The 22,728-nt window shown below is 65.2% G+C and carries 27 protein-coding genes and 1 tRNA gene; 19 read left to right on the top strand and 9 right to left on the bottom strand.

Annotated elements, in window-relative coordinates; all coding sequences use genetic code 11:
• The coding region (locus tag Q8R73_RS24000) for an acetate--CoA ligase family protein (protein ID WP_305722029.1) at positions 1 to 881 on the top strand (881 nt) is incomplete at its 5' end.
• A 204-nt stretch (positions 882 to 1,085) separates the two neighbouring features.
• Here Q8R73_RS24000 and Q8R73_RS23995 read toward each other — a convergent pair.
• From Q8R73_RS23995 to Q8R73_RS23985, 3 genes are all read right to left on the bottom strand, one after another.
• Complete coding sequence (locus Q8R73_RS23995; protein WP_305722028.1) at positions 1,086 to 1,904, bottom strand: enoyl-CoA hydratase/isomerase family protein; 819 nt, start codon at positions 1,902 to 1,904, stop codon at positions 1,086 to 1,088.
• Between the two features lie 89 nt (positions 1,905 to 1,993).
• Positions 1,994 to 3,154: an acyl-CoA dehydrogenase family protein gene (locus Q8R73_RS23990; RefSeq protein ID WP_305722027.1), complete on the bottom strand. Its 1,161-nt coding sequence runs from the start codon at positions 3,152 to 3,154 to the stop codon at positions 1,994 to 1,996.
• A gap of 217 nt (positions 3,155 to 3,371) precedes the next feature.
• Positions 3,372 to 4,442, bottom strand: coding sequence for an acyl-CoA dehydrogenase family protein (locus Q8R73_RS23985; protein ID WP_305722026.1), 1,071 nt, complete (start codon positions 4,440 to 4,442; stop codon positions 3,372 to 3,374).
• Positions 4,443 to 4,694: 252 nt separating this feature from the next.
• Here Q8R73_RS23985 and Q8R73_RS23980 point away from each other — a divergent pair, with 252 nt between their 5' ends.
• The gene (locus Q8R73_RS23980) at positions 4,695 to 5,477 is read left to right on the top strand and encodes an SDR family NAD(P)-dependent oxidoreductase (RefSeq protein ID WP_305722025.1); all 783 of its coding nucleotides are present in this window, start codon (positions 4,695 to 4,697) and stop codon (positions 5,475 to 5,477) included.
• A 98-nt stretch (positions 5,478 to 5,575) separates the two neighbouring features.
• Here the strand turns inward: Q8R73_RS23980 and Q8R73_RS23975 are convergent, their stop codons facing one another.
• Together Q8R73_RS23975 and Q8R73_RS23970 are read right to left on the bottom strand one after the other, a co-directional pair.
• The gene (locus Q8R73_RS23975) at positions 5,576 to 5,854 is read right to left on the bottom strand and encodes a GlsB/YeaQ/YmgE family stress response membrane protein (RefSeq protein WP_305722024.1); all 279 of its coding nucleotides are present in this window, start codon (positions 5,852 to 5,854) and stop codon (positions 5,576 to 5,578) included.
• Between the two features lie 46 nt (positions 5,855 to 5,900).
• Positions 5,901 to 6,488, bottom strand: coding sequence for a YidB family protein (locus Q8R73_RS23970; protein ID WP_305722023.1), 588 nt, complete (start codon positions 6,486 to 6,488; stop codon positions 5,901 to 5,903).
• 154 nt (positions 6,489 to 6,642) lie between these two features.
• Between Q8R73_RS23970 and Q8R73_RS23965 the strand changes: the two genes are divergently transcribed.
• Positions 6,643 to 7,656 carry a 2-dehydropantoate 2-reductase gene (locus Q8R73_RS23965; protein ID WP_305722022.1) on the top strand — a complete coding sequence of 338 codons (1,014 nt, stop codon included), beginning with the start codon at positions 6,643 to 6,645 and terminating at the stop codon, positions 7,654 to 7,656.
• Between the two features lie 141 nt (positions 7,657 to 7,797).
• On the opposite strand, the gene Q8R73_RS23960 is transcribed toward Q8R73_RS23965, so the two are convergent.
• Positions 7,798 to 8,442: a hypothetical protein gene (locus Q8R73_RS23960; protein WP_305722021.1), complete on the bottom strand. Its 645-nt coding sequence runs from the start codon at positions 8,440 to 8,442 to the stop codon at positions 7,798 to 7,800.
• A 307-nt stretch (positions 8,443 to 8,749) separates the two neighbouring features.
• Here Q8R73_RS23960 and Q8R73_RS23955 point away from each other — a divergent pair, with 307 nt between their 5' ends.
• From Q8R73_RS23955 to Q8R73_RS23900, 12 genes are all read left to right on the top strand, one after another.
• Positions 8,750 to 10,144: an NAD(P)H-dependent oxidoreductase gene (locus Q8R73_RS23955; protein WP_305722020.1), complete on the top strand. Its 1,395-nt coding sequence runs from the start codon at positions 8,750 to 8,752 to the stop codon at positions 10,142 to 10,144.
• A 158-nt stretch (positions 10,145 to 10,302) separates the two neighbouring features.
• Entirely contained in the window at positions 10,303 to 10,941 is a 639-nt protein-coding gene (locus Q8R73_RS23950; protein WP_305722019.1) for an RraA family protein, read from the top strand.
• 47 nt (positions 10,942 to 10,988) lie between these two features.
• Entirely contained in the window at positions 10,989 to 11,360 is a 372-nt protein-coding gene (locus Q8R73_RS23945) for a cupin domain-containing protein (RefSeq protein WP_305722018.1), read from the top strand.
• Positions 11,361 to 11,408: 48 nt separating this feature from the next.
• Positions 11,409 to 12,368 (top strand): tripartite tricarboxylate transporter substrate binding protein, encoded by a 960-nt coding sequence (locus Q8R73_RS23940; RefSeq protein WP_305722017.1) that lies wholly within the window; start codon positions 11,409 to 11,411, stop codon positions 12,366 to 12,368.
• Between the two features lie 150 nt (positions 12,369 to 12,518).
• Positions 12,519 to 13,049, top strand: a complete 531-nt coding sequence (locus tag Q8R73_RS23935; protein ID WP_305722016.1) for a CAP domain-containing protein — start codon at positions 12,519 to 12,521, stop codon at positions 13,047 to 13,049.
• 96 nt (positions 13,050 to 13,145) lie between these two features.
• On the top strand, positions 13,146 to 13,301 hold the full coding sequence (locus Q8R73_RS23930; protein ID WP_305722015.1) for a DUF3072 domain-containing protein: 156 nt from the start codon (positions 13,146 to 13,148) through the stop codon (positions 13,299 to 13,301).
• Positions 13,302 to 13,506: 205 nt separating this feature from the next.
• Positions 13,507 to 13,583 (top strand) — tRNA-Arg (locus Q8R73_RS23925).
• Positions 13,584 to 13,764: 181 nt separating this feature from the next.
• A complete protein-coding gene (locus tag Q8R73_RS23920) occupies positions 13,765 to 14,100 on the top strand; it encodes a hypothetical protein (RefSeq protein ID WP_305722014.1) in 336 nt (111 codons plus the stop codon).
• A 130-nt stretch (positions 14,101 to 14,230) separates the two neighbouring features.
• Entirely contained in the window at positions 14,231 to 14,929 is a 699-nt protein-coding gene (locus Q8R73_RS23915; protein WP_305722013.1) for an alpha/beta family hydrolase, read from the top strand.
• Positions 14,930 to 15,065: 136 nt separating this feature from the next.
• Entirely contained in the window at positions 15,066 to 15,410 is a 345-nt protein-coding gene (locus tag Q8R73_RS23910; protein ID WP_305722012.1) for a rhodanese-like domain-containing protein, read from the top strand.
• A gap of 108 nt (positions 15,411 to 15,518) precedes the next feature.
• On the top strand, positions 15,519 to 15,839 hold the full coding sequence (locus Q8R73_RS23905) for a YdhR family protein (RefSeq protein WP_305722011.1): 321 nt from the start codon (positions 15,519 to 15,521) through the stop codon (positions 15,837 to 15,839).
• 194 nt (positions 15,840 to 16,033) lie between these two features.
• The gene (locus tag Q8R73_RS23900; protein ID WP_305722010.1) at positions 16,034 to 16,837 is read left to right on the top strand and encodes an enoyl-CoA hydratase-related protein; all 804 of its coding nucleotides are present in this window, start codon (positions 16,034 to 16,036) and stop codon (positions 16,835 to 16,837) included.
• Positions 16,838 to 16,843: 6 nt separating this feature from the next.
• Here the strand turns inward: Q8R73_RS23900 and Q8R73_RS23895 are convergent, their stop codons facing one another.
• Positions 16,844 to 17,095: a hypothetical protein gene (locus Q8R73_RS23895; RefSeq protein ID WP_305722009.1), complete on the bottom strand. Its 252-nt coding sequence runs from the start codon at positions 17,093 to 17,095 to the stop codon at positions 16,844 to 16,846.
• Positions 17,096 to 17,182: 87 nt separating this feature from the next.
• Between Q8R73_RS23895 and Q8R73_RS23890 the strand changes: the two genes are divergently transcribed.
• Positions 17,183 to 17,908, top strand: coding sequence for an aspartate/glutamate racemase family protein (locus tag Q8R73_RS23890; RefSeq protein ID WP_305722008.1), 726 nt, complete (start codon positions 17,183 to 17,185; stop codon positions 17,906 to 17,908).
• A 90-nt stretch (positions 17,909 to 17,998) separates the two neighbouring features.
• On the opposite strand, the gene Q8R73_RS23885 is transcribed toward Q8R73_RS23890, so the two are convergent.
• Together Q8R73_RS23885 and Q8R73_RS23880 are read right to left on the bottom strand one after the other, a co-directional pair.
• Positions 17,999 to 18,769: an SDR family oxidoreductase gene (locus Q8R73_RS23885; RefSeq protein ID WP_305722007.1), complete on the bottom strand. Its 771-nt coding sequence runs from the start codon at positions 18,767 to 18,769 to the stop codon at positions 17,999 to 18,001.
• Positions 18,770 to 18,807: 38 nt separating this feature from the next.
• A complete protein-coding gene (locus Q8R73_RS23880) occupies positions 18,808 to 19,779 on the bottom strand; it encodes a 2-dehydropantoate 2-reductase (protein ID WP_305722006.1) in 972 nt (323 codons plus the stop codon).
• A 193-nt stretch (positions 19,780 to 19,972) separates the two neighbouring features.
• On the opposite strand from Q8R73_RS23880, the gene Q8R73_RS23875 reads away from it, so the two are divergent.
• The 3 genes from Q8R73_RS23875 to Q8R73_RS23865 all read left to right on the top strand — a co-directional run bounded on the left by Q8R73_RS23875 (position 19,973) and on the right by Q8R73_RS23865 (position 22,701).
• Positions 19,973 to 20,977 (top strand): ABC transporter substrate-binding protein, encoded by a 1,005-nt coding sequence (locus Q8R73_RS23875; RefSeq protein ID WP_305722005.1) that lies wholly within the window; start codon positions 19,973 to 19,975, stop codon positions 20,975 to 20,977.
• A gap of 121 nt (positions 20,978 to 21,098) precedes the next feature.
• Positions 21,099 to 21,872, top strand: a complete 774-nt coding sequence (locus Q8R73_RS23870) for an ABC transporter ATP-binding protein (RefSeq protein ID WP_305722031.1) — start codon at positions 21,099 to 21,101, stop codon at positions 21,870 to 21,872.
• Positions 21,865 to 22,701, top strand: coding sequence for an ABC transporter permease (locus Q8R73_RS23865; protein WP_305722004.1), 837 nt, complete (start codon positions 21,865 to 21,867; stop codon positions 22,699 to 22,701). The genes Q8R73_RS23870 and Q8R73_RS23865 overlap by 8 nt, the downstream gene beginning before the upstream one ends.
• Positions 22,702 to 22,728 lie beyond the last annotated feature (27 nt).

The raw sequence follows: 22,728 nt of genomic DNA, 5'->3' as shown, positions 1-22,728 counted from the left end.
TGCTGTCGGCGCAGCACAAGCCGATCCTGTTCTATTCCTACACGCTGCCGTCGGACTTCGCGCGCAACGAGTTCGCGGCTTGCGGCGCCGTGGTGCTGTCGGGACTGACGCATGCAGGTTTAGCGATGAAGCGGATGCTGGAGCGCTCACGGTTCAGACCGGCGCCACCGGTTGATGCCATGGCGTCGCAGCCGCTCGATCTCTCTGCGCAGCTTGTATCCGCCACGCTCTCGGAATTCGACAGCAAATCGCTGCTGCGCGCGGCCGGCATTGCGGTGCCGGATGAAGTTCTGGTGACGGAGAAGAGCGGGCTCGATGCCGCGGTCGCCCAACTGGGCTTTCCGCTGGTGATGAAGATTCAATCGCGCGACATTCCGCACAAGAGCGAGGTCGGCGGCGTGCGTGTCGGTATTGCGACCAAGGGCGAGGTGTTTCTGGCCTATGAGGCCTTGCTGAACAGCGCGCGGCGGCACCGCCCGGATGCCGATATCCAGGGCGTGCTGATCGGCCCGATGGCGAACAAGGGCGTCGAGATCATCGTCGGCACGATGCTGGATGCGACCTTCGGCCCGATGATCATGGTCGGGCTCGGCGGCATCACCACGGAATTGTTTCGGGATGTGGTCTACCGTCCGGCGCCGGTCAGCGCCGTGGAGGCTTCGGCGATGCTGGCTGAGTTGAAGGCCGCACCCTTGCTCAACGGGTTTCGCGGGGCCGCGAAAGCCGACGTCGCGGCGCTGTCGCAATTGATCGCGCAGGTGTCGCTGCTGGCCGCGCAGCAGGCGGGCGGGATTTCCGAGATCGAACTCAATCCGGTGCTGGTGCATCCCGAAGGACAGGGCGTCACGATCGTGGACGCGCTGGTGGTGGGGGTGAAGTAAGCGCCCTTTCTCTCAGCATGTTGTCCCCGCGAAAGCGGGGACCCATACTCCGCGGCGGTAATTGTCGCAGAAGGTATCTAACGCCGGCGCTTTCACCGTCAGGTCACGGCGTATGGGTCCCGGCTCAGCGCTCGCTTCGCTCGCTTGGCCGGGACGACGAGTTGGATTTCTTTCTTCCCCCGCAAGCGGGAGAGGGAAAGAAACCTACCGCCCCTTGAAGTTCGCCACACGGCGCTCGGCGGTGGCCTTGACGCCTTCCTTGAAATCCTCGGTAGCGCGCAGGCGGGACTGTTCGGCCAGCTCGTGGTTGGTCGCGGCCAGCACGCGGTCGGCGAGGCCGGCGCGCATGGTGGCGCGGGTGGAGAGCAGGCCGAGCGGCGAGCATTCGGCGATCTCCTGTGCGAGCTTCATCGCCTCGGCGCGCACCTGGTCCTGCGGCACGCAGAGATTGGCGAGGCCCATGCGGGTGGCTTCCTCGCCGGTGACGCGGCGGCTGGTGTAGAAGATCAATTCCGCATTGTTCTTGCCGACCAGTTCGGGAAGCGTCGTCGTCAGCCCGAAGCCGGGATGGAAACCGAGTTTGGTGAAATTGGCGGAGAAGCGGGCTTCCGGACAGGTGACGCGGAAGTCCGCGGAGACCGCCAGCCCGAGGCCGCCGCCGATGGCCGCGCCCTGCACGGCCGCGACAACAGGCTTCTTGGCGCGGAAGATGCGCACTGCGTGCAGATAGAGACTGTTGATCGAGCCGAGACTGTCGGCCGGGTCGCCCTTTGCCTCGGCCCTGGCTTCGGCCGCTTCCTGCGCCTGCCGCGCCGGATCGCTGAAATTGGCGCCGGCGCAGAATGCCTTGCCCTGCGCCGCGAGCACCGAGGCGCGGATCTCGATATCCCTGTCGAATTCCTCCAGCGCGTCGGCGATCTGGTTGATCAGCGAGATGTCGAAGAAGTTCAGCGGCGGCCGCCGGATTTCGATCAGGCCGACGTGGCCGTGCTTCTCGACGCCGATGTCCGTGAATTTGGTCATGTGCTGATCTCCAGGATGAATGAAAGTCGTGCAACGAAGAAGGTGCGCCCCCTCTCCCACAAGGGGAGAGGTAAGAAAAAACGCCGGCCTCAGCGCAGCCCGAGCCCGCGGGCGATGATGCCGCGCAAGACTTCGGTGGTGCCGCCCTGGATGGTGAGTTTCGGCGCGGTCTTGATCGCGAACGACAGCTGGTGCTCCAGCGTCTCGCGGTTGCCGGCGTTCTCCTCGACGAAGGCGGCGAGGTCGCGCACCCGGTGCGGCAATTGCTGCTCCCAGATGGTGCCGATGTCCTTGACGATGGAGGCTTCCACCACCGGCTCCTTGCCGGCCTGCAGCATGCCCGCGACCGACACCGACATCCGCCGCATGGTGTGCAACTGCGCGACGAGGCGTCCGATGCCTTCGGCGCTGCGGGTGTCCGGCTTGGGGCCGACCGCGCGAACCAGTTCGGTCAGCACGTAATAGGTTTCGAGAAACCGTTCCGGTCCGGAGCGTTCATAGGCGAGTTCGGATGTCGCCTGTTTCCAGGCGCCGTCGATTTCGCCGAGCATGTGATCGTCGGGCACGAAATAGTCGGTGAACACCACCTCGTTGAACTCGAACTGGCCGGTAATCTGGCCGATCGGATTCACCTGGATGCCCGGCTGCTTCATCTTGACCAGGAATTGCGTCAGGCCGTGGCGGCGGTTCTCTTTCGTGGGCGGCGAGGTGCGAAAGATCGCGATCATGTAGTCGGCGATATGCGCCGACGAGGTCCAGATCTTGGTGCCGTTGATCAGGAAGCCGCCATCGGTCCTGGTCGCCTTGGTCTTGGCGGCGAACAGGTCGGAGCCGGAATTCGGCTCGCTCATGCCGATGGCGAAACAGACCTCGCCGCGACAGATCCGCGGCAGGATGTCCATCTTGATGTGCTCGGGCGCGTATTTCAAAAGCACCGGGCCGCTCTGGCGGTCGGCGACGAAGAAACGGCGCGTCGGCGCATTGGCGACGCGCATTTCCTCGGTCACCACATAGCGTTCCAGAAAGCTGCGCTCATGGCCGCCATATTTCTTCGGCCATGTCATGCCGAGCCAGCCGCGCTCGCCGACCCGCCGGGAAAACTCCGGCGCGTCGGTGTCTTCCCGGTTGGGCTGGTGCGGATCGAAGGTGCCGGCGGCGATTTCGTCGGCAAGGAATTTTCGCACTTCCTTGCGCAGCTGTTCGCATTCGGGCGGCAGGCGGATCGGATCGAATCGGAGGGCTGCGGTCATGTGGGCGGTCCCGAAAGTTATCTTCTAGAGGTGAGTCTCGGTTTCGATGCGGCGGTGGTGAGCTCCCGCTCCCCTTGTGGGAGAGGGTTGGGGTGAGGGGCACGGTCTATCGATAGTCCGTACCCCCTCACCCGGATCGCATCTGGCGATGCGATCCGACCGCTCCCACAAGGGGAGAGGTGGTTGAACGCTCGCACCGTGCTCACATTCATCCCCATCAGCGCGATGCCACCAGCGGCCACAATTCGTCGGCGCCGCGGTCGGCGACCAGTTTGCCGAGTTCGACCGCCCAGTAGCTTTCGGAACCGAAATCGTCGCGCCAGGCCAGCGCGCGCAGGGAATAGCGGTGCAGGATATGCTCGATGGTGAAGCCGATCGCGCCGTGCACCTGGTGGGCGATGGCAGCACCCTTTTCGGCCGCCTCCGAGCAGCGGATCTTGGCGGATGCGGCTTCAAGAAAAAAGGCGTCGTCGAACGACGTGCTGTTGGCGACGGCGTCCGCCGCCGAGGTCGCTGCCGCCAGCGCCGCCGCCGACTCACCGGCGAGTCTTGCCAGGTTGTGCTGCACCGCCTGGAATTTCGAGATCTTTTTTTCGAACGCGACGCGCTCGTTGGAGTAGCGCACGCTGATGTCCAGCATCGATTCCAGCGCCCCGGCGATCTGCAGGCTTCGCGCCACGCCGCCCATCAGCATCAGCGCGGTCTGGTCGAAACCCTTCGGCGCCGGTTTGATCGTGATCGGTGCGACCTTGCTGAAGGTCACGGTGTCGCTGGCGTCGCCGCCGAGCCCGAGGCCCGCCTCGATCCTGACCGATGCGGCATCGACCAGCGCGATCGACAGTGCGTTGCCTTTGCCATCATCGGCGAGCACGGCGATATGCTTGGCCGCCTTGGCGAAGGGGACGCCGCGGGCGCGGCCGCTCAGCGTGCCGTCGGCGTTGAGCGTGATGCGATCCCTGGGACTCGCGGGCGCCACCGTCATCTCGCCCTCGGGCGAGGCGATCTTCGCCTGCGCCAGCAGCCATCCCGCCAGCATGGTCTCGGCCAGCGGCACGGCCACGGCAAAGCGCCCGGCCGAACTCAGCACCGAAAAACCTTCGGCGAGGCTGGCGCCGGAGCCGCCGAGTTCCTCGGGCACCCAGGCCAGCGGCAGGCCGGATTCGGTCAGCGCCTGCCACAGCGGCGCTTTCCAGCTGCCGTTCTTGTCGCTGTTGATGGTCTGGGCGTCGGCGAGATCCGCGAAAATCCTTTCGGCAGTCTCGGCAACGATGTTCTCACTCTCCGCCACAGCGTTTCCTCGTTTTGATTGGCTCGTCGCCCCGGCAGTTCCGCCGGGCTCGGGCGCGATCTTTTCTTGCACCGCATGATGAGGAAAAGCCACTGCTAAGACAAGCGCCTGCCGCAGGGCCGCCTGCGGGGCCGGCATGCACTGCCGAAAGGCTTGAATTCCGTCCAGTGGAGTTTGGCGGATTTGCAGGCCTTCGCCTGCGCGATATGGTAGATCGCGGCCCGGATCAAACAATCAAAAGAGGAAATGTGGATGTCGAAGGATGGTTTGTGCGCAGTCGTCACCGGTTCGGCTTCCGGCCTCGGAGCCGCGACCGCGGCGATCCTCGCCAAGGGCGGTGCGCGCATCGTCGTCAACTATTCCTCCAGCGCCAAGGAAGCCGAGGCTACCGCCGACCTCTGTCGTGCCGCCGGCGCCGAAGTGGTGGTGGTGCAGGGCGACGTCTCCAGCGATGAGGACTGCAGGAAGATCGTCGCGGCCGCGGCACCCTGGGGACGGATCGACGCGCTGATCAACAATGCAGGGATTACCAAGCACGTCGCGCATGCCGATCTCGACGGATTGTCGGCGGAGGATTTTCAGCGGCTGTTCGGCGTCAACACCATCGGGCCGTTCCAGATGATAAGGGCGGCGCGCAGCCTGCTGGAGGCCGGGGCCAAGGCGTCGGGCCGGGCGTCGTCCGTCGTCAACGTCTCGTCGGTCGCCGGCATCAGCGGCATCGGCTCGTCGATCGCCTATGCCGCGAGCAAGGGCGCGCTCAACACCATCACCTATTCGCTGGCCCGCGCGCTGGCGCCGCTGATCCGCGTCAACACGGTATGCCCGGGCTATATCGACACGCCCTGGTTCACCAAGGGCCGCGGCGAGGCCGGCGCCAAGGCGGTGCGCGACAGCGTGATCGCGCGGGTGCCGCTCAAGGTCGCGTCATCGGCGGAGGATATCGCCTCGCTGGTGTGTTTCCTCGCCACGCCGGCGTCGAGCAACATGACGGGCGAACTGGTGCGGATGGATGCGGGCCTGCATCTGATTACGTGAGGCAGACAGCCGTCATTCCGGGGCGATGCAAAGCATCGAACCCGGAACGAGATTCCGGGTCCGGTGCTACCGCACCATCCCGGAATGACGGCTAACTCTTACCTGTTTCCCGGATCGGAAATCACCCGGCTCGCCACCAGGCGATTCCAGATGAACAACACAACAATCGCGCCGATCGTGGCGGTGATGAAGCCGGCGCCCTGGTCCGGGCCGTAATGGCCGATGGCCTGGCCGATGAAAGTCGCCAGAAACGCGCCGGCGATGCCGAGTACGGTGGTCAGGATGAAGCCGCCCGGCGTGTTTGGGCCCGGCGACAGCCATCGCGCGATGAGGCCTGCGACAAAGCCGACCAGAATGATCCAGAGGATGCCGCTCATTTGTATCGTCCCTTTCCTGAATGCAGGCTGGCAGGCGAGGCCTGCGTCAGATCCATTTCGACAATTCGCTCTCGGTCGGCAGCCGTCCGTCCGGCGTCAACTGGTCGATGACGCCGGGCAGTTGCTGGCTCAGTCCCTCAAGCAACTCGTCGCGCGACAGCCCGGTCTGCGACGTCAGCGCATTGATCTGATCGATCCCCAAGGCCTGGCCGAGGTCGCCGGGCGCAATCTGCTTGTTCGGGCCCGGGCGCACCCATGAATCGGCGACCTCGCCCTGGCCGTGCTGCTGGAATTGCTTGAGCAGATCGCCGAGCCCGCCGGAGATCACGGTACCGGCCGCAGCACCGCCGAGCAGGCCGCCGAGGCCGCCCTTCAGAAGATCGCCGAGACCGCCGCTCATGCCGCCGCCGGGCAGGCCGGCATTGACCGTGTTGGGGGCGGGCGCCGGAGCGGGAGCCGGTGCGGTTTGGGTCTTGCCGCCACCGATGTGCTTGACCGCCTTGTAGGCGAGCAAGGCCAGGATCGCCATGGTGATCGGCGACATTCCATCTTTGCCACCCTTGTCCTGTGCGTCGGGCTTGCTGGGGCCGCGCGGGCCGTTCTGCATGCCGTTGAGGATGTCGAGTAAACCCATTGTCGTCTCCTGCCGCCTGCCGGCCCCCGCGACGAAGATAACGGCGCGCCATGACGGTTACAAGGCGCGCCGGCTGCGGCGCTCTCGCACGGCGTCCGGCATCGCCGACAAAAATCTGCTATCTGAACGAGAGTTGAGCGAGGGCGGGGGCGCGATGACGGCGGACAGATTGATCGGCGTCGCCGGGGCGGGCAGCATCGGCTGCTTTGTCGGCGGCATGCTGGCGGCCGGCGGGCGTCAAATCGCCTTGCTGGCGCGGCCGCGCGTGATTGCCGAGATCGAAAGCAACGGGTTGCGGCTGACGGGTTTCGAGGGCCTCGACCGCAGGATTGCAGCGGACCAGCTCACGCTGTCGGAAAATCCGTCGATTTTCAACGATGCCGGCGTGGTGCTGGTGACGGTCAAGAGCGCGGATACCGCTGAGATCGCCGGCATCATTGCAAGGCATGCGCCGCATGACGCCATCATCGTGTCCTTGCAGAACGGCGTCGGCAATATCGACGTGCTGCGCGCGCGACTGCCGGGGCGGATCGTGCTCGGCGGCATGGTGCCGTTCAACGTCGTCTCGGTGGGCCAGGGCCGGTTTCACCGCTCGACCTCGGGCGACATCGTGATCGAAGCCGACGCCGAAGCCACCGCGGAGCGGCTTTCGGTGCCGGGGCTGAAGCTGCGCGCCACCCGGGACATTTCAGGCGTGCAATGGGGCAAGCTGCTGGTCAATCTCAACAATGCGCTGAACGCGCTGTCCGGCCTGCCACTCCGTCGGCAACTGGCGCAGCTGAAATGGCGCAGGTTGTTCGCCGACCAGATGTCGGAAGGGCTGGCCGCATTGCGCGCGGAAGGCATCGCGCCGGTTTCGTCGACGCCGGTGCCGGCAAGCTGGACGCCGCATCTGCTGCGGCTGCCGGATGCTGTCTTCAACGTAGTGCTGGGCGGGACGATGAAGATCGATCCCGAGGCGCGCTCGTCGATGTGGGAAGATCTGCAGCGCCGACGGACGACCGAAATCGACTACTTGCAGGGCGTCATCATCGAAATCGCCGACCGGCACGGGTTGCAGGTGCCGCTGTCGCGCCGCATCGTCGCGCTGATCCGGAATGCGGAGCGGGACGGCAAGGGCTCGCCGGGACTGACGCCGGAGCAGATCCGGGACGCGCCGCCGGCTTGATGGCGGGCGGTTGGTGTCATTCCGGGGGCGCGCGTTAGCGCGAACCGGCAATCTCCATCAAAATCTCGATCCGGTCATCTCTGGATTCCGGGTTCGAGGCTTCGCCTCGCCCCGGGATGACGCTGCAATTGGCATCGAATCTCAACTCCGCTTGGCCTTGTTCGGCGGCGGGTTGAACAGCTTCTTGATATCCTTGATGCCTTCGGAGAGCCGCGGCCACTCGCAGGAGAAGGAGCCCTTCGCGCAATTGGTGGCTCTGGTCCGCGACCGCACGTCGCCAGACCTCATCTCGCCAGACCTAATCTCGCCAGGTCTCATCTCGCCGGGCCTCACGTCGCCGGATCTGGGCTCGACGGTGGCTGCGGCCTGTTGCCTGGCCGGACTTTGCCGGGGCACCGGGACCTTCTCAACTTCGCCTTTCAGCGAGGCCTGCTGCACTTGCCGCTGCCTGGCCGTGAAGGCGGCGGCGATGGTGGAGCGGCGTTCCTGTTCCAGATAGGCAATATAAGCTTCGTCGATTTTCTTCTGCTCTTCCGGCGTCGGGTTCGGCCCCGCAATATCGAAGTGCCGGTTCTGCATGAAATCGAAATAGGTGTAGCCGCCGCCGGGCTTGCGCCGGCCGGCGAATTTGGAATGGCAGTCGCCGAGCTTGGATGTTTTTTCTTCCTTGGTCGGCGCCTTCTCGGCGATGTCGGCGCATGACTCGAAATCGGCGGGCTTGCTGCTCCACCACTGCGCCTGCGCGCGCAACGGCGCCAGCGCGACGCAGGCGGCGAACGTTGCCATTAACAATGGGGAGATGCGTGACATCATCACCGACGAACTTCCGGAATTTTCAAGGCAGGATTCCCGCAACACAATCCTTGCCGATTGTCGCCATTATTGGAGCCCTTGTCACCCCGGAACCGGGCGTTTTTCCGGCACTCATTCTGCCGCGCTGAATTCGCCCTGAACGTCGGACCGCCGGCATCGCACTGAAATTGCAGAGAATAAGCCGTTGTCGCCGGCGGACTTCGGTTGGCGCCCGCGGCCGTTGCCGAATATAGTCGCGGCCGGCCAACTTTGATTTCGACTTTCCTGCCGGAGACATCAGATGAATCTTTTCAGCAAGCTGCGCGAGCGCGAGGCATCTGGCCGGCCGCTCCGGGTGGGCTTGATCGGCGCCGGCAAATTCGGGTCGATGTATCTGGCGCAGGTGCCGCGCACGCCGGGCATCCATCTGGTCGGGATCGCGGATCTTTCGCCGGCCAATGCGAGGGCCAACCTCGCCCGCGTCGACTGGCCTGGAGAGCGCTATTCGGCGCCCTCGCTCGACGACGCCGTGAAGATGAAAACGACGCATGTCGGCGACGACTGGCAGGCGCTGGTGGCGCATCCGGAAATCGGGATCATCATCGAATGCACGGGAAATCCGCCCGCGGCGGTGGAGCATGCGCTGGCGGCCTTCCGCCACGGCAAGCATGTCATCAACGTCACGGTGGAGGCGGATGCATTCTGCGGGCCGTTACTGGCACACAAGGCCGCCCAGGCCGGGGTGATCTACAGCCTTGCCTATGGTGATCAGCCGGGTCTCGCCTGCGAACTGGTCGATTGGGCGCGGACCGCGGGCTTCCCGGTGGTCGCGGCCGGCCGCGGTCACAAATGGTTGCCGCAGTACCGGGAATCGACCCCTGATACCGTCTGGATCCATTGGGGTCTGACGGCCGAACAGGCCAGAGAGGGCGGCCTCAATCCAAAAATGTTCAATGCCTTTCTCGACGGTTCGAAACCGGCGATCGAGAGCGCGGCGATCGCCAATGCGACAGGCCTCGAGGCGCCCGACGCGGGACTGAGTTTTCCGCCGGGCTCGATCGACGACATCCCGACCCTGATGCGGCCGAAAAGCGAAGGCGGCATCCTCGACCGCAAGGGACTGGTCGAGGTGGTTTCATGCCTGACGACCGATGGCGTGCAGATCCCGTATGACATCCGCAAGGGAGTCTGGGTCTGTATCGAGGCCGATACGGATTACATCCGGCGCTGCTTTAAGGAGTACAGCGTCGTGACCGATCCTGATGGCCGCTACATGAGCATGTACCGGCGCTGGCACATGATCGGACTGGAACTCGGCATCTCCGTCGCCTCGGTGGGATTGCGCAACGAGCCGACGGGCGTAGCGACCTGCTTCAACGCCGACGTGGTGGCCACCGCCAAGCGCGACCTCGCGCCGGGCGAAATGCTGGATGGCGAGGGTGGCTATACCGTGTTCGGCAAGCTCGTCCCCGCGCAACGCTCGCTCGCGCAGGGCGGACTTCCGCTGGGACTTGCGCACCATCTGAAACTGCTGCGGCCGGTAGGCAAGGACCAGTTGCTGACCTGGAGCGACGTCGCCCTCGATGAGACCCTGCCGGCAGTCAAGGCGCGGAAGGACATGGAGGCGATATTTGCGCCCCGGGGCACCGTCGTCAGCGCGGCATGGGGAGGTTGGGCGGGTACGGTGGTTTCCTGAATATCAGCTATTGAAGGATTGGTTCAGGGCGCAACTTGACCTCTTCACGGCGGTGGCTGCAGATGTCGCGCCGGAGTCGGAATGCAACGACAGACCATGCTGCCTGCTCCAGGAAAGCGCGCCGGACTGCGCGCCGAAATACCAGAGGAACCATCCAGATGAGCGTTACCACCGCCATGACGAGCGTGCCGAAGCCCGCATCCGATCTGATCGAGGCATTCAGGAGCGCGCCGACCTGCATCATCAGCGATAATCTGGCCCGGCTGCCCGGCGCGGTGGGACTGCGCCAGTTCCATCGCAGCGGCAGGCTGGTGGGCACCGCGTTCACCGTCCGCACCCGGCCGGGCGACAATCTGGCCATTCACCAGGCGCTCGAACTGGTCGGGCCGGGCGACGTGATTGTGGTCGATGGCGGCGGCGACGAGAGCCGTGCGCTGGTCGGCGAGATCATGAAGAACATCGCCGAGCACAGGGGGGCGGCGGGCTATGTGATCGACGGCGCCATCCGCGACGTTGCCGCCTTCGCCGCGTCCGACTTTCCATGCTTCGCGCGCGCCGTGATTCACCGCGGGCCCTACAAGAGCGGTCCCGGCGAAATCAACGTGCCGGTGTCGATCGGCGGCTCGGTGATCTCGCCCGGCGACATCGTGGTCGGCGATGAGGACGGCGTGGTGGCGTTTCCAGCCGCGATCGCGGAAACCTTGCTCGAGGCGGTCCGCGCCCAGATCGCGCGCGAGGAGGAAACCCTGCTCGCAATCCGCGAGGGCCGCTACCAGGGCTCCTACGCCAAATCCTGATCGACACGAATCGACACTGAGAGCAAACCCCCGTTGAGGAAGCCGCGATGAGTCAGAAGGACGAGTTTCACAATCTGGACAATCCGCATGACGGCCTGTTTCGCGAACTCGCGGCGGGCGTCACCACGCGAATTTTCGCCGGCGAGCATGCCATGCTCTCGGTGGTGACGCTGGAGCCCAATTCGGAAGGCACCCGGCATCATCATCCCGAGGAGCAATGGGGCGTGTTGCTCGATGGCTCCGCGATCCGGTTCCAGGGCGATGAGCAGATCGAAGTGAAGAAGGGTGATTTCTGGCGCACCCCGGGCAACGTACCGCACACCATGCGCGCCGGGCCGGAAGGCGCGCGCGTGCTCGACATCTTCAGTCCGCCGCGGCCGGAATACAGAAAGCCCGGGTCGGGCTTCGGCAATTCATAGACTTGCGAACAAAAAGCAAAAGCGCAGCAACATCTGGAGGAAATACCCATGCGGAAGATCACGAGGCGCACCATGCTGGCGGCGTCAGCCGCCTTCGCCGTCACGCCGGCGCTGGCGCAGCAGGCCAAGAACCTGACGCTGGTGGTGCCGTTTCCACCGGGAGGTTCCACCGACGCGCTGGCGCGGCTGCTGCAGGCGCATCTGCAGACCAAACTCGGCCGCACCGTGCTGGTCGAGAACAAGTCCGGCGCCGCCGGCTCGCTCGGCGCCGCCCAGGTCGCCAAGAGCGCGCCCGACGGCATGACCTTTCTTGTCACCTTCGACTCGCATGCGGTGATTCCCGCCATTCTCGAAAAGCCGCAGCTCGACGTCGAGAAGGACCTGGAGCCGGTGTTCCTGGTCGGCACCGCCCCCTATGTGATCGCGACCAACGCCAGCCGGCCGTTCAAGACCTTTGCCGATGTCGTCGCGGCGTCGAAGGCCAAGCCCGGCTCGATCCAGTACGCCTCGGTCGGCATCGGCACGCTCGGCCATCTCGCGATGACGATGTTGGCCAAGCAGGCCGGCGTCGATATCGTCCATGTGCCGTACCGCGGCGGCGGCCCGGCCATGAATGATGTGCTCGGCGGACATGTCGATCTCATCGCGGGATCGGCGGCGCTGGTCACGGCGCAACTCGGGCCCAACCTTCGTCCGCTGCTGCAGCTCGGCCGCGAGCGGCTGCCCTCGCTCAAGGACACCCAGACGGGCATCGAGGCAGGTTTCCCGGATTCCGAGACGCTGGCCTGGTGGGGCATTTTCGCGCCCACCGGCACGCCGCCCGATGTCATCGCCAGCATGGCGAAATCGGTCAAGGAGATCCTGAGCGAGCCGGCGATCGCGACGCAGCTGCGCGATACCCAGCAGATGTCGCTGCTGCTGGCCGACGCCAGGGACTTCGGCACCTTCTTCGCCAAGCAGGTCAGCACCTGGGGCAAGGTGGTGCGCGAAAACAATATCAAGGCGTAGGCGCCTCATCGGCCGGATCGAAGCGATCCGGCCACGCTTTCGCTTCAATGCGTTCCCATGACGTGAACTGGCAGCCTCGCGCTTCTAGCGCGGGGCCGGCTGCGTATGAAAAGCGATACCGGCATCCGGTGGTGAGGCGACGCGAACGTCATGAGAGCGCTCTTTGCCATTTTCCTCCTCGCGCCTCTCGGTGCCGGCAACCCGGCATCCGCCGAGCCGTCACCCGCGTCGATGATTTCCGAGTTCCGCGCCAGGCAGGGCGAGGGGAGTGTCGTCATCGATGCGACCCTGAACCGGATTGCGCTTGATCAGGCCAGGGCCATGGCCGCCAGGGACAAGCTCGATCACGACGTGCTCGGACCGTTCAATTCGAGAATGGCGCCGGCAAAAGCGGGCCGCGCCGCTGAAAATATCGCGTACGGCCACGAAGGTTTCGCAAAGACGCTCGACCAGTGGATCAACTCGGCGGGCCATCGCAAGAATCTCCTGCTGCCCAAGGCCTCCCGCGTCGGCGTTGCCAGCGCCAGGAGCGCCACCTCCCTTCGCACCTATTGGGCCATGGTGATCGCCGGCGACTATGAAGCCCCGCGGCCGGCTGCGGCGAAGAAGACCGAGTCGAAGAGCGAAAGAAAGACGCCGGCTCCATCGTGCCGCATGAAGGTGCTGGGTATTTGTTTCTGAAGTCGGTCATCAGGCCTCGGGTAAGGCCGCTTCCCGCAAAGGAACTGGCGATAACGGACGGCGTTACCTTCCCTTCAAGCAACGGAGGACTTGCTCATGGAAGAGCCGATGATGACCGAGGCGCAGCGGGATCAGTTGAAGACCCTCTGCCAGAAGGCCGATGTGCCGGACAAGTCGGGAGAGTTGCTGACGCAGGAAGGCGCCCAGCACTTTATCGATGACCTCAAGAAGCAAATGGCCGAACGCAAATAGCTGTCACCGGCGACGATCCGCGTCGCGACCGCCGGTCCCAAAGAGCCCGCGCGGTATCGCTTTTGCGCCCCCGGTATGCTCAGCCGGAACTGGCGTCGGGCTGGTTCACGTTCGAAAGCGCCATGGCGCCCACCGGAGGGCTGGCGATTGCCCGCCTGCTTTGATATGAACCTGCCAGGCTACCGCGCACTTCGCGCGGGGCTCCGGTCCCGTAGCTCAGCCGGATAGAGCGACGGTTTCCTAAACCGTAGGTCGCATGTTCGAGTCATGCCGGGATCGCCATTTCTGAACTGAACATCAGCAATCGAATCGGGCGCGGTTTTCGCTTGATGCCCGTCAAGGATTGCAAACCTGTTCATCGGCATGAACAGCCGTTTAAGTAGCTGTCGCCGATGTAATGTCGCCGGCCGGAACGTTGACCGTTCGCGGCGATTAGCACTCCACACGTTAACCGGAGTGTTCCATGAAAAAGCTAGCCCTTGTTTTCGCCGTCGGTGCAGCCGCGCTGTTCGGTGGTTCCGCCGCCAACGCCGCCGACAATGCCAATGCCCCCGCCAATACGGTGAAGGCGAAAGCCGCGTCCGACGTTGCGCAGTCGACTGACGTCAGCGCGCAGCGGCGCCACTATCGCCATCGCTATGTTCGTCGCCACCACGGTCCTCGCCACTATGGCTATCAGCACTATCGTCCGCGTTACGGCCATAGCTACGGCTACGCGCCGCGGCCGTATTATGGCCACCGCGGCTATGGTTACGGCGGTCCGGTCATCAGCTTCGGTTTCGGCGGCGGCCGCTGGTAACCTCCGACCACTGGCACTCGAAACAAGAGGCCCGCTGCCGTCATGGCAGCGGGCCTTTTCGTGCGTGCGTGTGAACGCCGACTGGCAAAGTCGACAGGCGTCATATATCACGGGCCAATTCGGTGGGACCATGAACGTCGGCAGTCCGCAGCAGCTTCAGATCGCGGTCGGCAATGCGGGGGCGGTCTCGGCGCTGCTGATCCGACCCGCCGATGCGCGCGCGTGTTTTGTCTTCGCCCATGGGGCGGGGGCCGGGATGACACACGCCGCCATGGAGGCCGCCGCTCGCGGGCTCGCCGAACGCGGCGTGGCTACGCTGCGCTATCAGTTTCCCTATATGGAGAAGGGTGGCAAGCGGCCCGATCCGCCGGCCGTGGCGCACGCCGCGGTGCGCGCGGCGGTGGCCGAAGCCGGGCGATGCTGCGCGGGATTGCCCCTGATCGCGGGTGGCCGCTCCTTCGGCGGCCGCATGACCTCGCAGGCGCAGGCGCTTTCGCCCCTGGTGAATGTCGAGGGATTGGCGTTTTTCGGCTTTCCCCTGCACCCGGCGGGCAAGCCGTCCGACGAACGCGCCAAACACCTCGCCGATATCGGGATCCCGATGCTGTTCCTGCAGGGCAGCAATGACAAGCTTGCGGAACTGGCGCTGCTCGAGCCCGTGGTCGAGCGCCTCGGGCGAATGGCGACGCTCCATCTGGTGAAGGACGCCGATCACTCCTTCCACGTTCCCGCGCGTTCGGGCCGTAACGACCGCGAGGTCCTGCGCGAAATCCTCGACGCATTCGCGGGCTGGATCGAGACGATCGAGGCAGGAAAGGCGGTATCCTGAAACGCGATCCACCGCTGCGCTCCAGACTCTTTTATTTGCATATATTAGAGAACATGAATATATCTAACGCAACCCCGATGCGGTTTGAAACCGCTAAAAACGGCGGTCGGATCGTTGACAAGGAAAGGCTCGTTAGATGCTGTCTCGGTTCCTGAGCAAGTTCATGGCGACCTCCAGCGCTCCGGCCATTGCGCATGAGGAACTCTTGCAGGCGCACCGAAGCGGAGCGTGCATCGTCGTGGACGTGCGTGAGGCGCACGAGTTTGCCGGTGGGCATATTCCCGGCGCGGCCAACCATCCACTCTCGCAATTCGATCCGGCCCGCGTGCCGCGCGGCGAGCGCGTCGTGCTGATCTGTCAGGCCGGGAGCCGTTCGGCAGCGGCGATGAAGCGAATGATCGCCGCCGGCAGGCAGGACGCGCACCATTACCCGGCCGGCATGACGGGATGGCGGGCGCGCAAGGGCCCGGTGGAGCGATGAGCGAACTTCGGGCGCGCTGATGCACATCCTTGCCGTCATCGCCGAAATGCCGCATCCTGCCCGAAAATGCGGAGAAGAATTCCGCCAGGTACCATGGAGGATCCCCCGATGATCACCGCCCTCGTCCGGTTCAAGCTGCCCGCAGATGTCGATGCCTCCAAGGCCGCCGAGCTGTTCCAGGGCTCGGCGCCGAAATACCAGGGCCTCCCCGGCCTGATCAGGAAATACTATCTGTTCGATGCCGAAAGCCGGACCGGCGGCGGCTGCTATCTGTGGGAAAGCCGCGAGGCCGCCGAGCGCGTCTATAATGCGCAATGGCGCCAGATGATCGCCGACCGCTACGGCGCCGCGCCCGAGATCAGCTATTTCGAGACGCCGGTGGTGGTCGACAACACGCTCGGCAAGACCATCCTCGACGCCGCGGAGTAAAGGGGCCGCCCGCGTCATGGCCAGCGTGACGGCTATTTCAGGGCTGCGGCTTTCCGGATATCGGCGTGCACGAATTCATCGCGGGCTCGCTCGGCAATATCGCGGGCATCCGGGCGAAATGATCTGGCGCTGCCGGCGATCCCGACATACTGCCCGTCACAACGATCGCAAACATCCATTGAAGGGAAGCGTCCATGCCTGCCAACCCGGTCCTGTGGGATCTCGACGAGCGCGGCGTCGCCACCGTCACGTTGAATCGCCCGGAGGTCAACAACGCCTATGATGCCGGCCTGATCAACGGCGTGCTGGCGGCGATGGACGAACTCGGCAGGCAGCCTTCGCTGCGCGTCGTGGTGCTGAAGGGTAATGGCAAGCATTTTCAGGCTGGCGCCGACCTGAAATGGATCAACGGCGTGCGGCCGAAATCGGCTGCAGAGAACGATGCGGTGTCGCAGGCCACGTTCGAGGCCGTGCAGCGGCTGAACCTGTTGCCGATCCCGACCGTGGCGCTGGTGCAGGGCGGCTGTTTCGGCGGCGGCACCGGCGTGATATCGGCCTGCGATGTGGTGATCGCCGCCGACAATGCGCTGTTCTCGATCACCGAAGTGCGCTGGGGCCTGACCGCCGCGATCATCATTCCGCAATTGTGCGATGCCATCGGCGTCCGCCAGGTCCGCCGCTATGCTCTGACCGGCGAGCGCTTCGGCGCCGACGACGCGCGCCGCATCGGTCTCGTGCACGAAGTGGTGCCGCTCGCCGATCTGGAAAGTGCCGGCGCGAAAGTCGTGGAGCAGTTGCTGGCCAACGGCCCGCAGGCCATGGCCGAAACCAAGGCGCTGGCGCTGGAAAGCTCGTTCGGGGGCATGCGTGTCGACGACGAGGCCTACGCGCGGCTGGTCCGGATGCACTCGGCGCGTCGCCGCACCGCGGAAGCATCGGAAGGGCTGGCCTCGTTCGCGGAGAAACGCGCGGGCAACTGGGGCGGGGTCGGGAAATAGCGCCGCTCAGCAGCCCCGGCAGATGCCGCGCAGGCTCCTGTAAACGATCTCATCCTCCTGCCGCATTTGCCGCATCGATTCCATCGCCCTGGTATCGGCGGTGGGCTCGGGCTTGCGTCTGGCGGCGAGTTCTTTCTCCTGGCGCTGATAGCAGGCCTCGCGTTCGGGCTTCGCCTGGATGAACCGGCATTGCTCCACCGCCGGCGCGGGAGCCGCGCCGAGAAAGAGACCGAGCATGGTGTATGAGAAGCGCTTCAAGGTCGACCGTCCTCGCCGATTCGACCTTACCCCGGATTGCGCTGCGTATCATCCGGGTTACGATGTTTTTTTGTTGGGCTGGAGCACATGCCAAAAATCCTGATCGTCAATCCGAATACAACAGCCTCGATGACCGAAACCATCGGCGCCGCGGCGCGCGACGTCGCCGCGTCCGGCACCGAGATCGTGGCCGTGACGTCGGCGATGGGGCCGGCCTCGATCGAGGGCTTTTATGACGAAGCCTTTGCGGTGCCCGGCCTGATTCAGGCGCTGATGAATGCCCCCGACGCCGATGCCGCGATCATCGCCTGCTTCGACGATACCGGCCTGGACGCCGCGCGGTCGGCCGTGCATTTCCCGGTGGTCGGGATCTGCGAGGCGGCGCTCGTCACCGCGGGGCAACTGGCCAAACGCATCGCCGTCGTCACCACGCTGCCGCGCTCGATCGTGCCGCTGGAAGAACTGGTGCGGCGCTACGGCTTTGCCGAGCGCGCGCGCGTGAGCGCCTGCAATGTCGCGGTGCTCGATCTCGACAGGCCGGGCTCGGGCGCGGCGGCCAGGCTCGAGGCCGAAATCGCGCTGGCGCTGGAGCAGGGCGCGGAGGCGATCGTGCTCGGTTGCGCCGGGATGGCTGATCTCGCGGCCGCGCTGTCGCGGAAATTCGACGTTCCCGTGATCGACGGCGTCGCGGCGGCGGTCAAGCAGGCCGAGGCCCTGATCGGCCTGAAACTCACGACATCGCGGCGCGGCTGCTATGCCTCGCCGGCGGCGAAGGAATATTCAGGCTTGCTCAAGCCCTTCGCGCCGAAGTAGCGCCGTCATTCCGGAATGGTCCGAAGGACCATATCCGGAATCTCGAGATTCCGGGTTCGATGCTTCGCATCGCCCCGGAATGACAGATCACTAGCCCCCGTAAATCCGGTCGCGCAGCCGCCGCATTCCGGTCAGCCAGCGCTCGGTGTTGGCCGCCTTGCGCTGCATGTAATCATGCACCTGCGGGTGCGACAGGATCAGGAAGCGTTCGGCTTCCATCGCCTCCAGCACCATGCGCGCCACCTCCGGTGCCTGCAGCACGCCGTCGACCCGCGCCGCACTGGGGCCGGGCGTCGTCATCCCGGTCTGTACCGACTGCGGACACAGCACGGAGACCCGGATGCCGCGGTCGCCATACTGAATGGCAAGGTGCTCGGCCAGCGCCACCGCGGCATGTTTGGTGACGCCGTAAGGCATCGAGTTCAGCGACGCCAGCAGGCCCGCGGCTGAGGCGGTGTTGAGCAGATAGCCGGAGCCGCGCGCCAGCATGCCCGGCACCAGCGCGCGCGCCGCGAACACGTGGCTCATGACATGGACCCGCCAGCTGACGTCCCAGTCGGCGTCATCGGCGCTTTCCTGGCCCTTGCGCGACAGCCCGGCATTGGAGAAGAACACGTCGACCGGCCCGAATTTGTCCCCGGCCGCCGCGATCAGCGCCTTGATGTCCTCTTCCTGTCCGACGTCGCAGGTCACGGCGATGCCGTCGATCTCGCCGGCGACCTTTGCCAGCCGGTCGCGCGATGTCCTGAGATCGGCGACCACTACCCCGCGCGCGCCGGCCGCCGCGTAAGCGCGCGCAACCGCCTCGCCGATGCCGCTGGCGGCTCCGGTGACGACGCAGACCTTGTCTTTGACGTTCATGTTCGCTTCCCGTTTTTCAATGACTCTGACTTGCCCGCTCATCCGCCATAGAGCCCTTTCGTCCGCGCCATCCGTATCGCGAGCGCCGCCATGAAGTCGAGCATCGGCGTTGACAAGCCCGCAGCGCGCGCGAACGCGGCCGGGGCGCGCACCAGCGCATCGATCTCCATGGCGCGGCCGAGTTCGTAGTCCTGAAGGATCGACGGCTTGTGGTCGGGCGCCGGACCGGAGCGGGTGAGGCGCTTGACGCCCGGAAAACAGCTTTGCGCGACGGCGTTGGCCTCGTCGAGCAGACGCGGGATGATGTCCTGCAGGTCCGGCTCGTCCCGCACGCCCCGCGCGGTCTGCCCGGTCAACAGGCACAGCACCGACATCGACATGTTGGTCAGGAGCTTGGTCCAGATCGTCTCCCGAATGCTGTCTACCGGCGGCGACTGGATCGAGGCCGCGTTGAGATCGGCGCGCAGCCGCTCGATCCGCGCGCTGCCGTGATCGTCGCATTCACCGACCAGCAGCATGTTTCGGTCGGGCGAAAGGTTGGCGACGATCCCGGGAGCCGTCACCTCGTTCGACGAAAAAACCACGCCGCCGATGATCCGCTCGCGGGGAACCATCGATCGCAACGCGCCGCCGGGATCGAGAAAGCCGAGGTCGGGCGGCGGCGTGTCCGAGACAATCCCGATATCGTACCACCAGGGAATGCCGTTTTGCGCAAACACCACGGCGGTGTGGTCGCGCAGCAGCGGCGGCAGGCCCCTGACCAGGCTGCCGAGCGAGTTCGCCTTCAGCGTCGAGATCACGACATCCTGCGGCCCCAGCTCCGCCGGGTCATCGGACGCCTTGACGTGTGCCGTGAACCCGGCGCCCGCGATCCGAAGCGTCAGGTCCTTGGTCTTGACCGCGTCCAGATGCGGTCCGCGCATCACGCAGGAAACCTCATGACCTGCCAGCGCCAGCCGCACCGCAAAATGGCTGCCGACGGCGCCCGCGCCGAAGATACAGATGCGCATGAGAGGACGTCCTGCTGGAGGAATCGATCGTGTGGACGCCAGTTTCCACAGGCGGGTGTCATCGCGCAACCCATGAGGTGGCCCTTGACGTGATGGCTAATTTCCACCACCCGGGGCATGATCGCCCGCCATTCCGCAGCAACTCGTGCGCAAAGAGCGGGGACTCTGGAATGAGACAGTCGGAGGACACGGAATGATCGGATTTGTGCGGTTCGCATCGGCGGCCCTGATGGCTTGGGCGGCGGCCGGAATCGCGCAAGCCGACGAGCCGTTGAAAGCCCGGGTCGGCGTGCTCCGGCTGTCGTCGTCGGCGCCGGTATTCATTGCCCAGGACAAGGGTTATTTCAAACAGGCCGGGCTCGAGATCGAGCTGAAATTCTTCGATGCGGCGCAGCCGATCGCGGTGGCGACCGCTTCGGGCGATGTCGATTTCGGTGTCACGGCCTTTACCGCCGGGCTTTATAATCTCGCCGGCAAGGGCGCGCTGAAGGTGATCGGCGGCATGAGCCGCGAGAAGGCCGGCTATCCCCTGATCGGCTATTTCGCCAGCAACAACGCCCATGCGAGTGGCCTGAAGACGCCGAAGGATCTCGCGGGCAAGCGCATCGCGGTAACGCAGACCGGTTCCAGCTTCCACTATTCGCTGGGGCTATTGGCCGACAAATACGGTTTCAAGCTCGCCGAAATCAGGGTGCTGCCGATGCAGTCGCTGTCGAATGCGGCCGCCGCGCTCAAGGGCGAGACCGTCGACGCCGCGCTGCTGCCGGTCTCGACCGCGCGCAAGCTGATCGACGATGGCGGCGCCAAATTGCTGGGCTGGGTCGGCGACGAGACGCCATGGCAGCTCGGCGCCGTATTCGCTTCGCCGAAGGCGCTCGGCAACAAGACGTTGGTCACCAGGCTCTCGACGGCACTGGCCCGCGCCGACCGCGACTATCACGATGTAATCCTGGCTTCGGTCAAGGACGGCAAGGCTGATATCAACGACAGGACCAGGCCGCTGCTCGAAATCATCGCCAGATACACCAACCTGCCGGTCGAGCAGGTGGTCGGCAACTGCGCCTATATCGATCCCGACGGCAAACTCGACGTCAGCAACGTCGCCAACCAGATCGCATGGATGCAGGAGCATGGGTTCGTCGACAAGGGATTCGGCGTCGATGCGATCCTGGCAAAGGAATTCGTCAAGGCGGATTGATCATGATGCCAGTCGTATCCGTCATTCCGGGATGGTGCGTCAGCACCAGACCCGGAATCTCGAGATTCCGGGTTCACGCTGGCGCGTGCCCCGGAATGACGGAGTGTAATTGGTATCCCAGATGGACCTGATCGCCGACCATATCAGCCACCGCTTCGGCGCGCTCGAGGTGCTCGACGACGTCTCGTTCACGGTGCGCTCGGGCGAAGTGGTGGCGATCGTCGGCCCTTCCGGCTGCGGCAAGAGTACGCTGCTGTCGATTCTGGGCGGGCTTTTGCAGCCGAGCGCGGGGAGGGCGGAGTCGCGCGGCGCGCCGGCGCCGGACAGCCGCAACCCGCTGACCTTCGTGTTCCAGGATTTTGCGCTGCTGCCGTGGTGCACGGTCGCGGAGAACGTCGAATTTCCGCTGCTGCACTGTGCGCTGACACCATGCGAACGCCGTGCCGTGGTGGATGACGCGCTGCGCCGTACCAGCCTGTCGGATTTCCGCGCGGCGTATCCCAGGCAACTCTCGGGCGGCATGCGGCAGCGCGTCGGCATTGCGCGGGCGCTGGCGGTTCGGCCGGCGATCCTGCTGATGGACGAGCCGCTGTCGGCGCTGGATTCGCAGACCCGCGAACTGCTGATGGAGGATTTTGTCGGATTGCTCGCCGACGGATCGATGGGCGCGGTCTACGTCACGCACAATCTCGAAGAAGCGGTACGGATCGCGGACCGCATCGTGGTGCTGTCGCGGCGGCCCGGCCGCATCCGCGAGGTCGTTACCATTCCCCTGACCCGCAGCGAGCGCGGCAACATCCATGCCCGTGAACGGCTGCTGGCGCTGCAGAGCGAGTTGTGGTCGCTGATCCGCGAGCAGGCGGCCGAAGCCGAGCGCGAGGTCCAGCATGCTTGACCGCGCCGGCGATCCAGCGGCGTCACCGCCGGCCGATACGGAAGCCGAAGCGCGGCCGGTCGCGTTTCGCGGCGCGGGGTTTGCGCCGAGGGCCGGCCGCTATTCCGGCTGGATCGCATTGGTGCTGGTACTGGGGCTGTGGCAGCTGGCCGGCAGCGCCGGCTGGGTCAATCCGTTGTTCCTGCCGCCACCGTCGGCAATCGCGCTGGCGATCTGGAAGCTCGCACTGTCGGGCGCGCTGTGGAATCACGTGTCGGCGTCGGTGGTACGGATCGGCGCGGGCTGGATCCTCGGCACCATGGCCGGCTTGGTCGTCGGCTTCGCGATCGGGCTCTCGAGCCTCGCGCGCGGCGTCGGCATCACCTTCATCTCGGCGCTGTTCCCGATCCCGAAAATCGCGCTGCTGCCGCTGTTGATCCTGTGGCTCGGGATCGGCGAGGAACCGAAAATCGCCACCATCGCGCTCGGGGTGTTCTTCTCCACCGCGATATCGGTCTATTCCGGCGTCGACGCCGTGCCGCGCAATCTGATCCGGATGGCGCAGAGTTTCGGGGTGCCGTTCGCCTCGATCGTGCGCCGGGTGATCTGGCCGGGCGCGCTGCCCTCGATTCTCGCCGGCTTCCGCATCACCGCCTCGGTCGCGCTGTTGCTGGTGGTGAGCGCCGAAATGATCGGCGCCGAATTCGGCATCGGCGCCTTCGTGCTGCAGGCAGGTAACTTAATGCAGACCGATCAGCTGCTGGCCGGCGTCGTGATGCTGTCGCTGTTCGGGCTGGCGGTGGGCAAGCTCATCAATCTGCTGGAGACGCGGCTGCTGCACTGGCGGTAAGTAGATCGTCATTCCGGGGCGCTGCGA

This window comes from Bradyrhizobium sp., from assembly GCF_030697065.1.
Classification (GTDB): Bacteria; Pseudomonadota; Alphaproteobacteria; order Rhizobiales; family Xanthobacteraceae; genus Bradyrhizobium.
The sequence above is the reverse complement of the archived record's forward strand: the minus strand, read 5'-3'. Positions and strand labels throughout refer to the sequence as shown.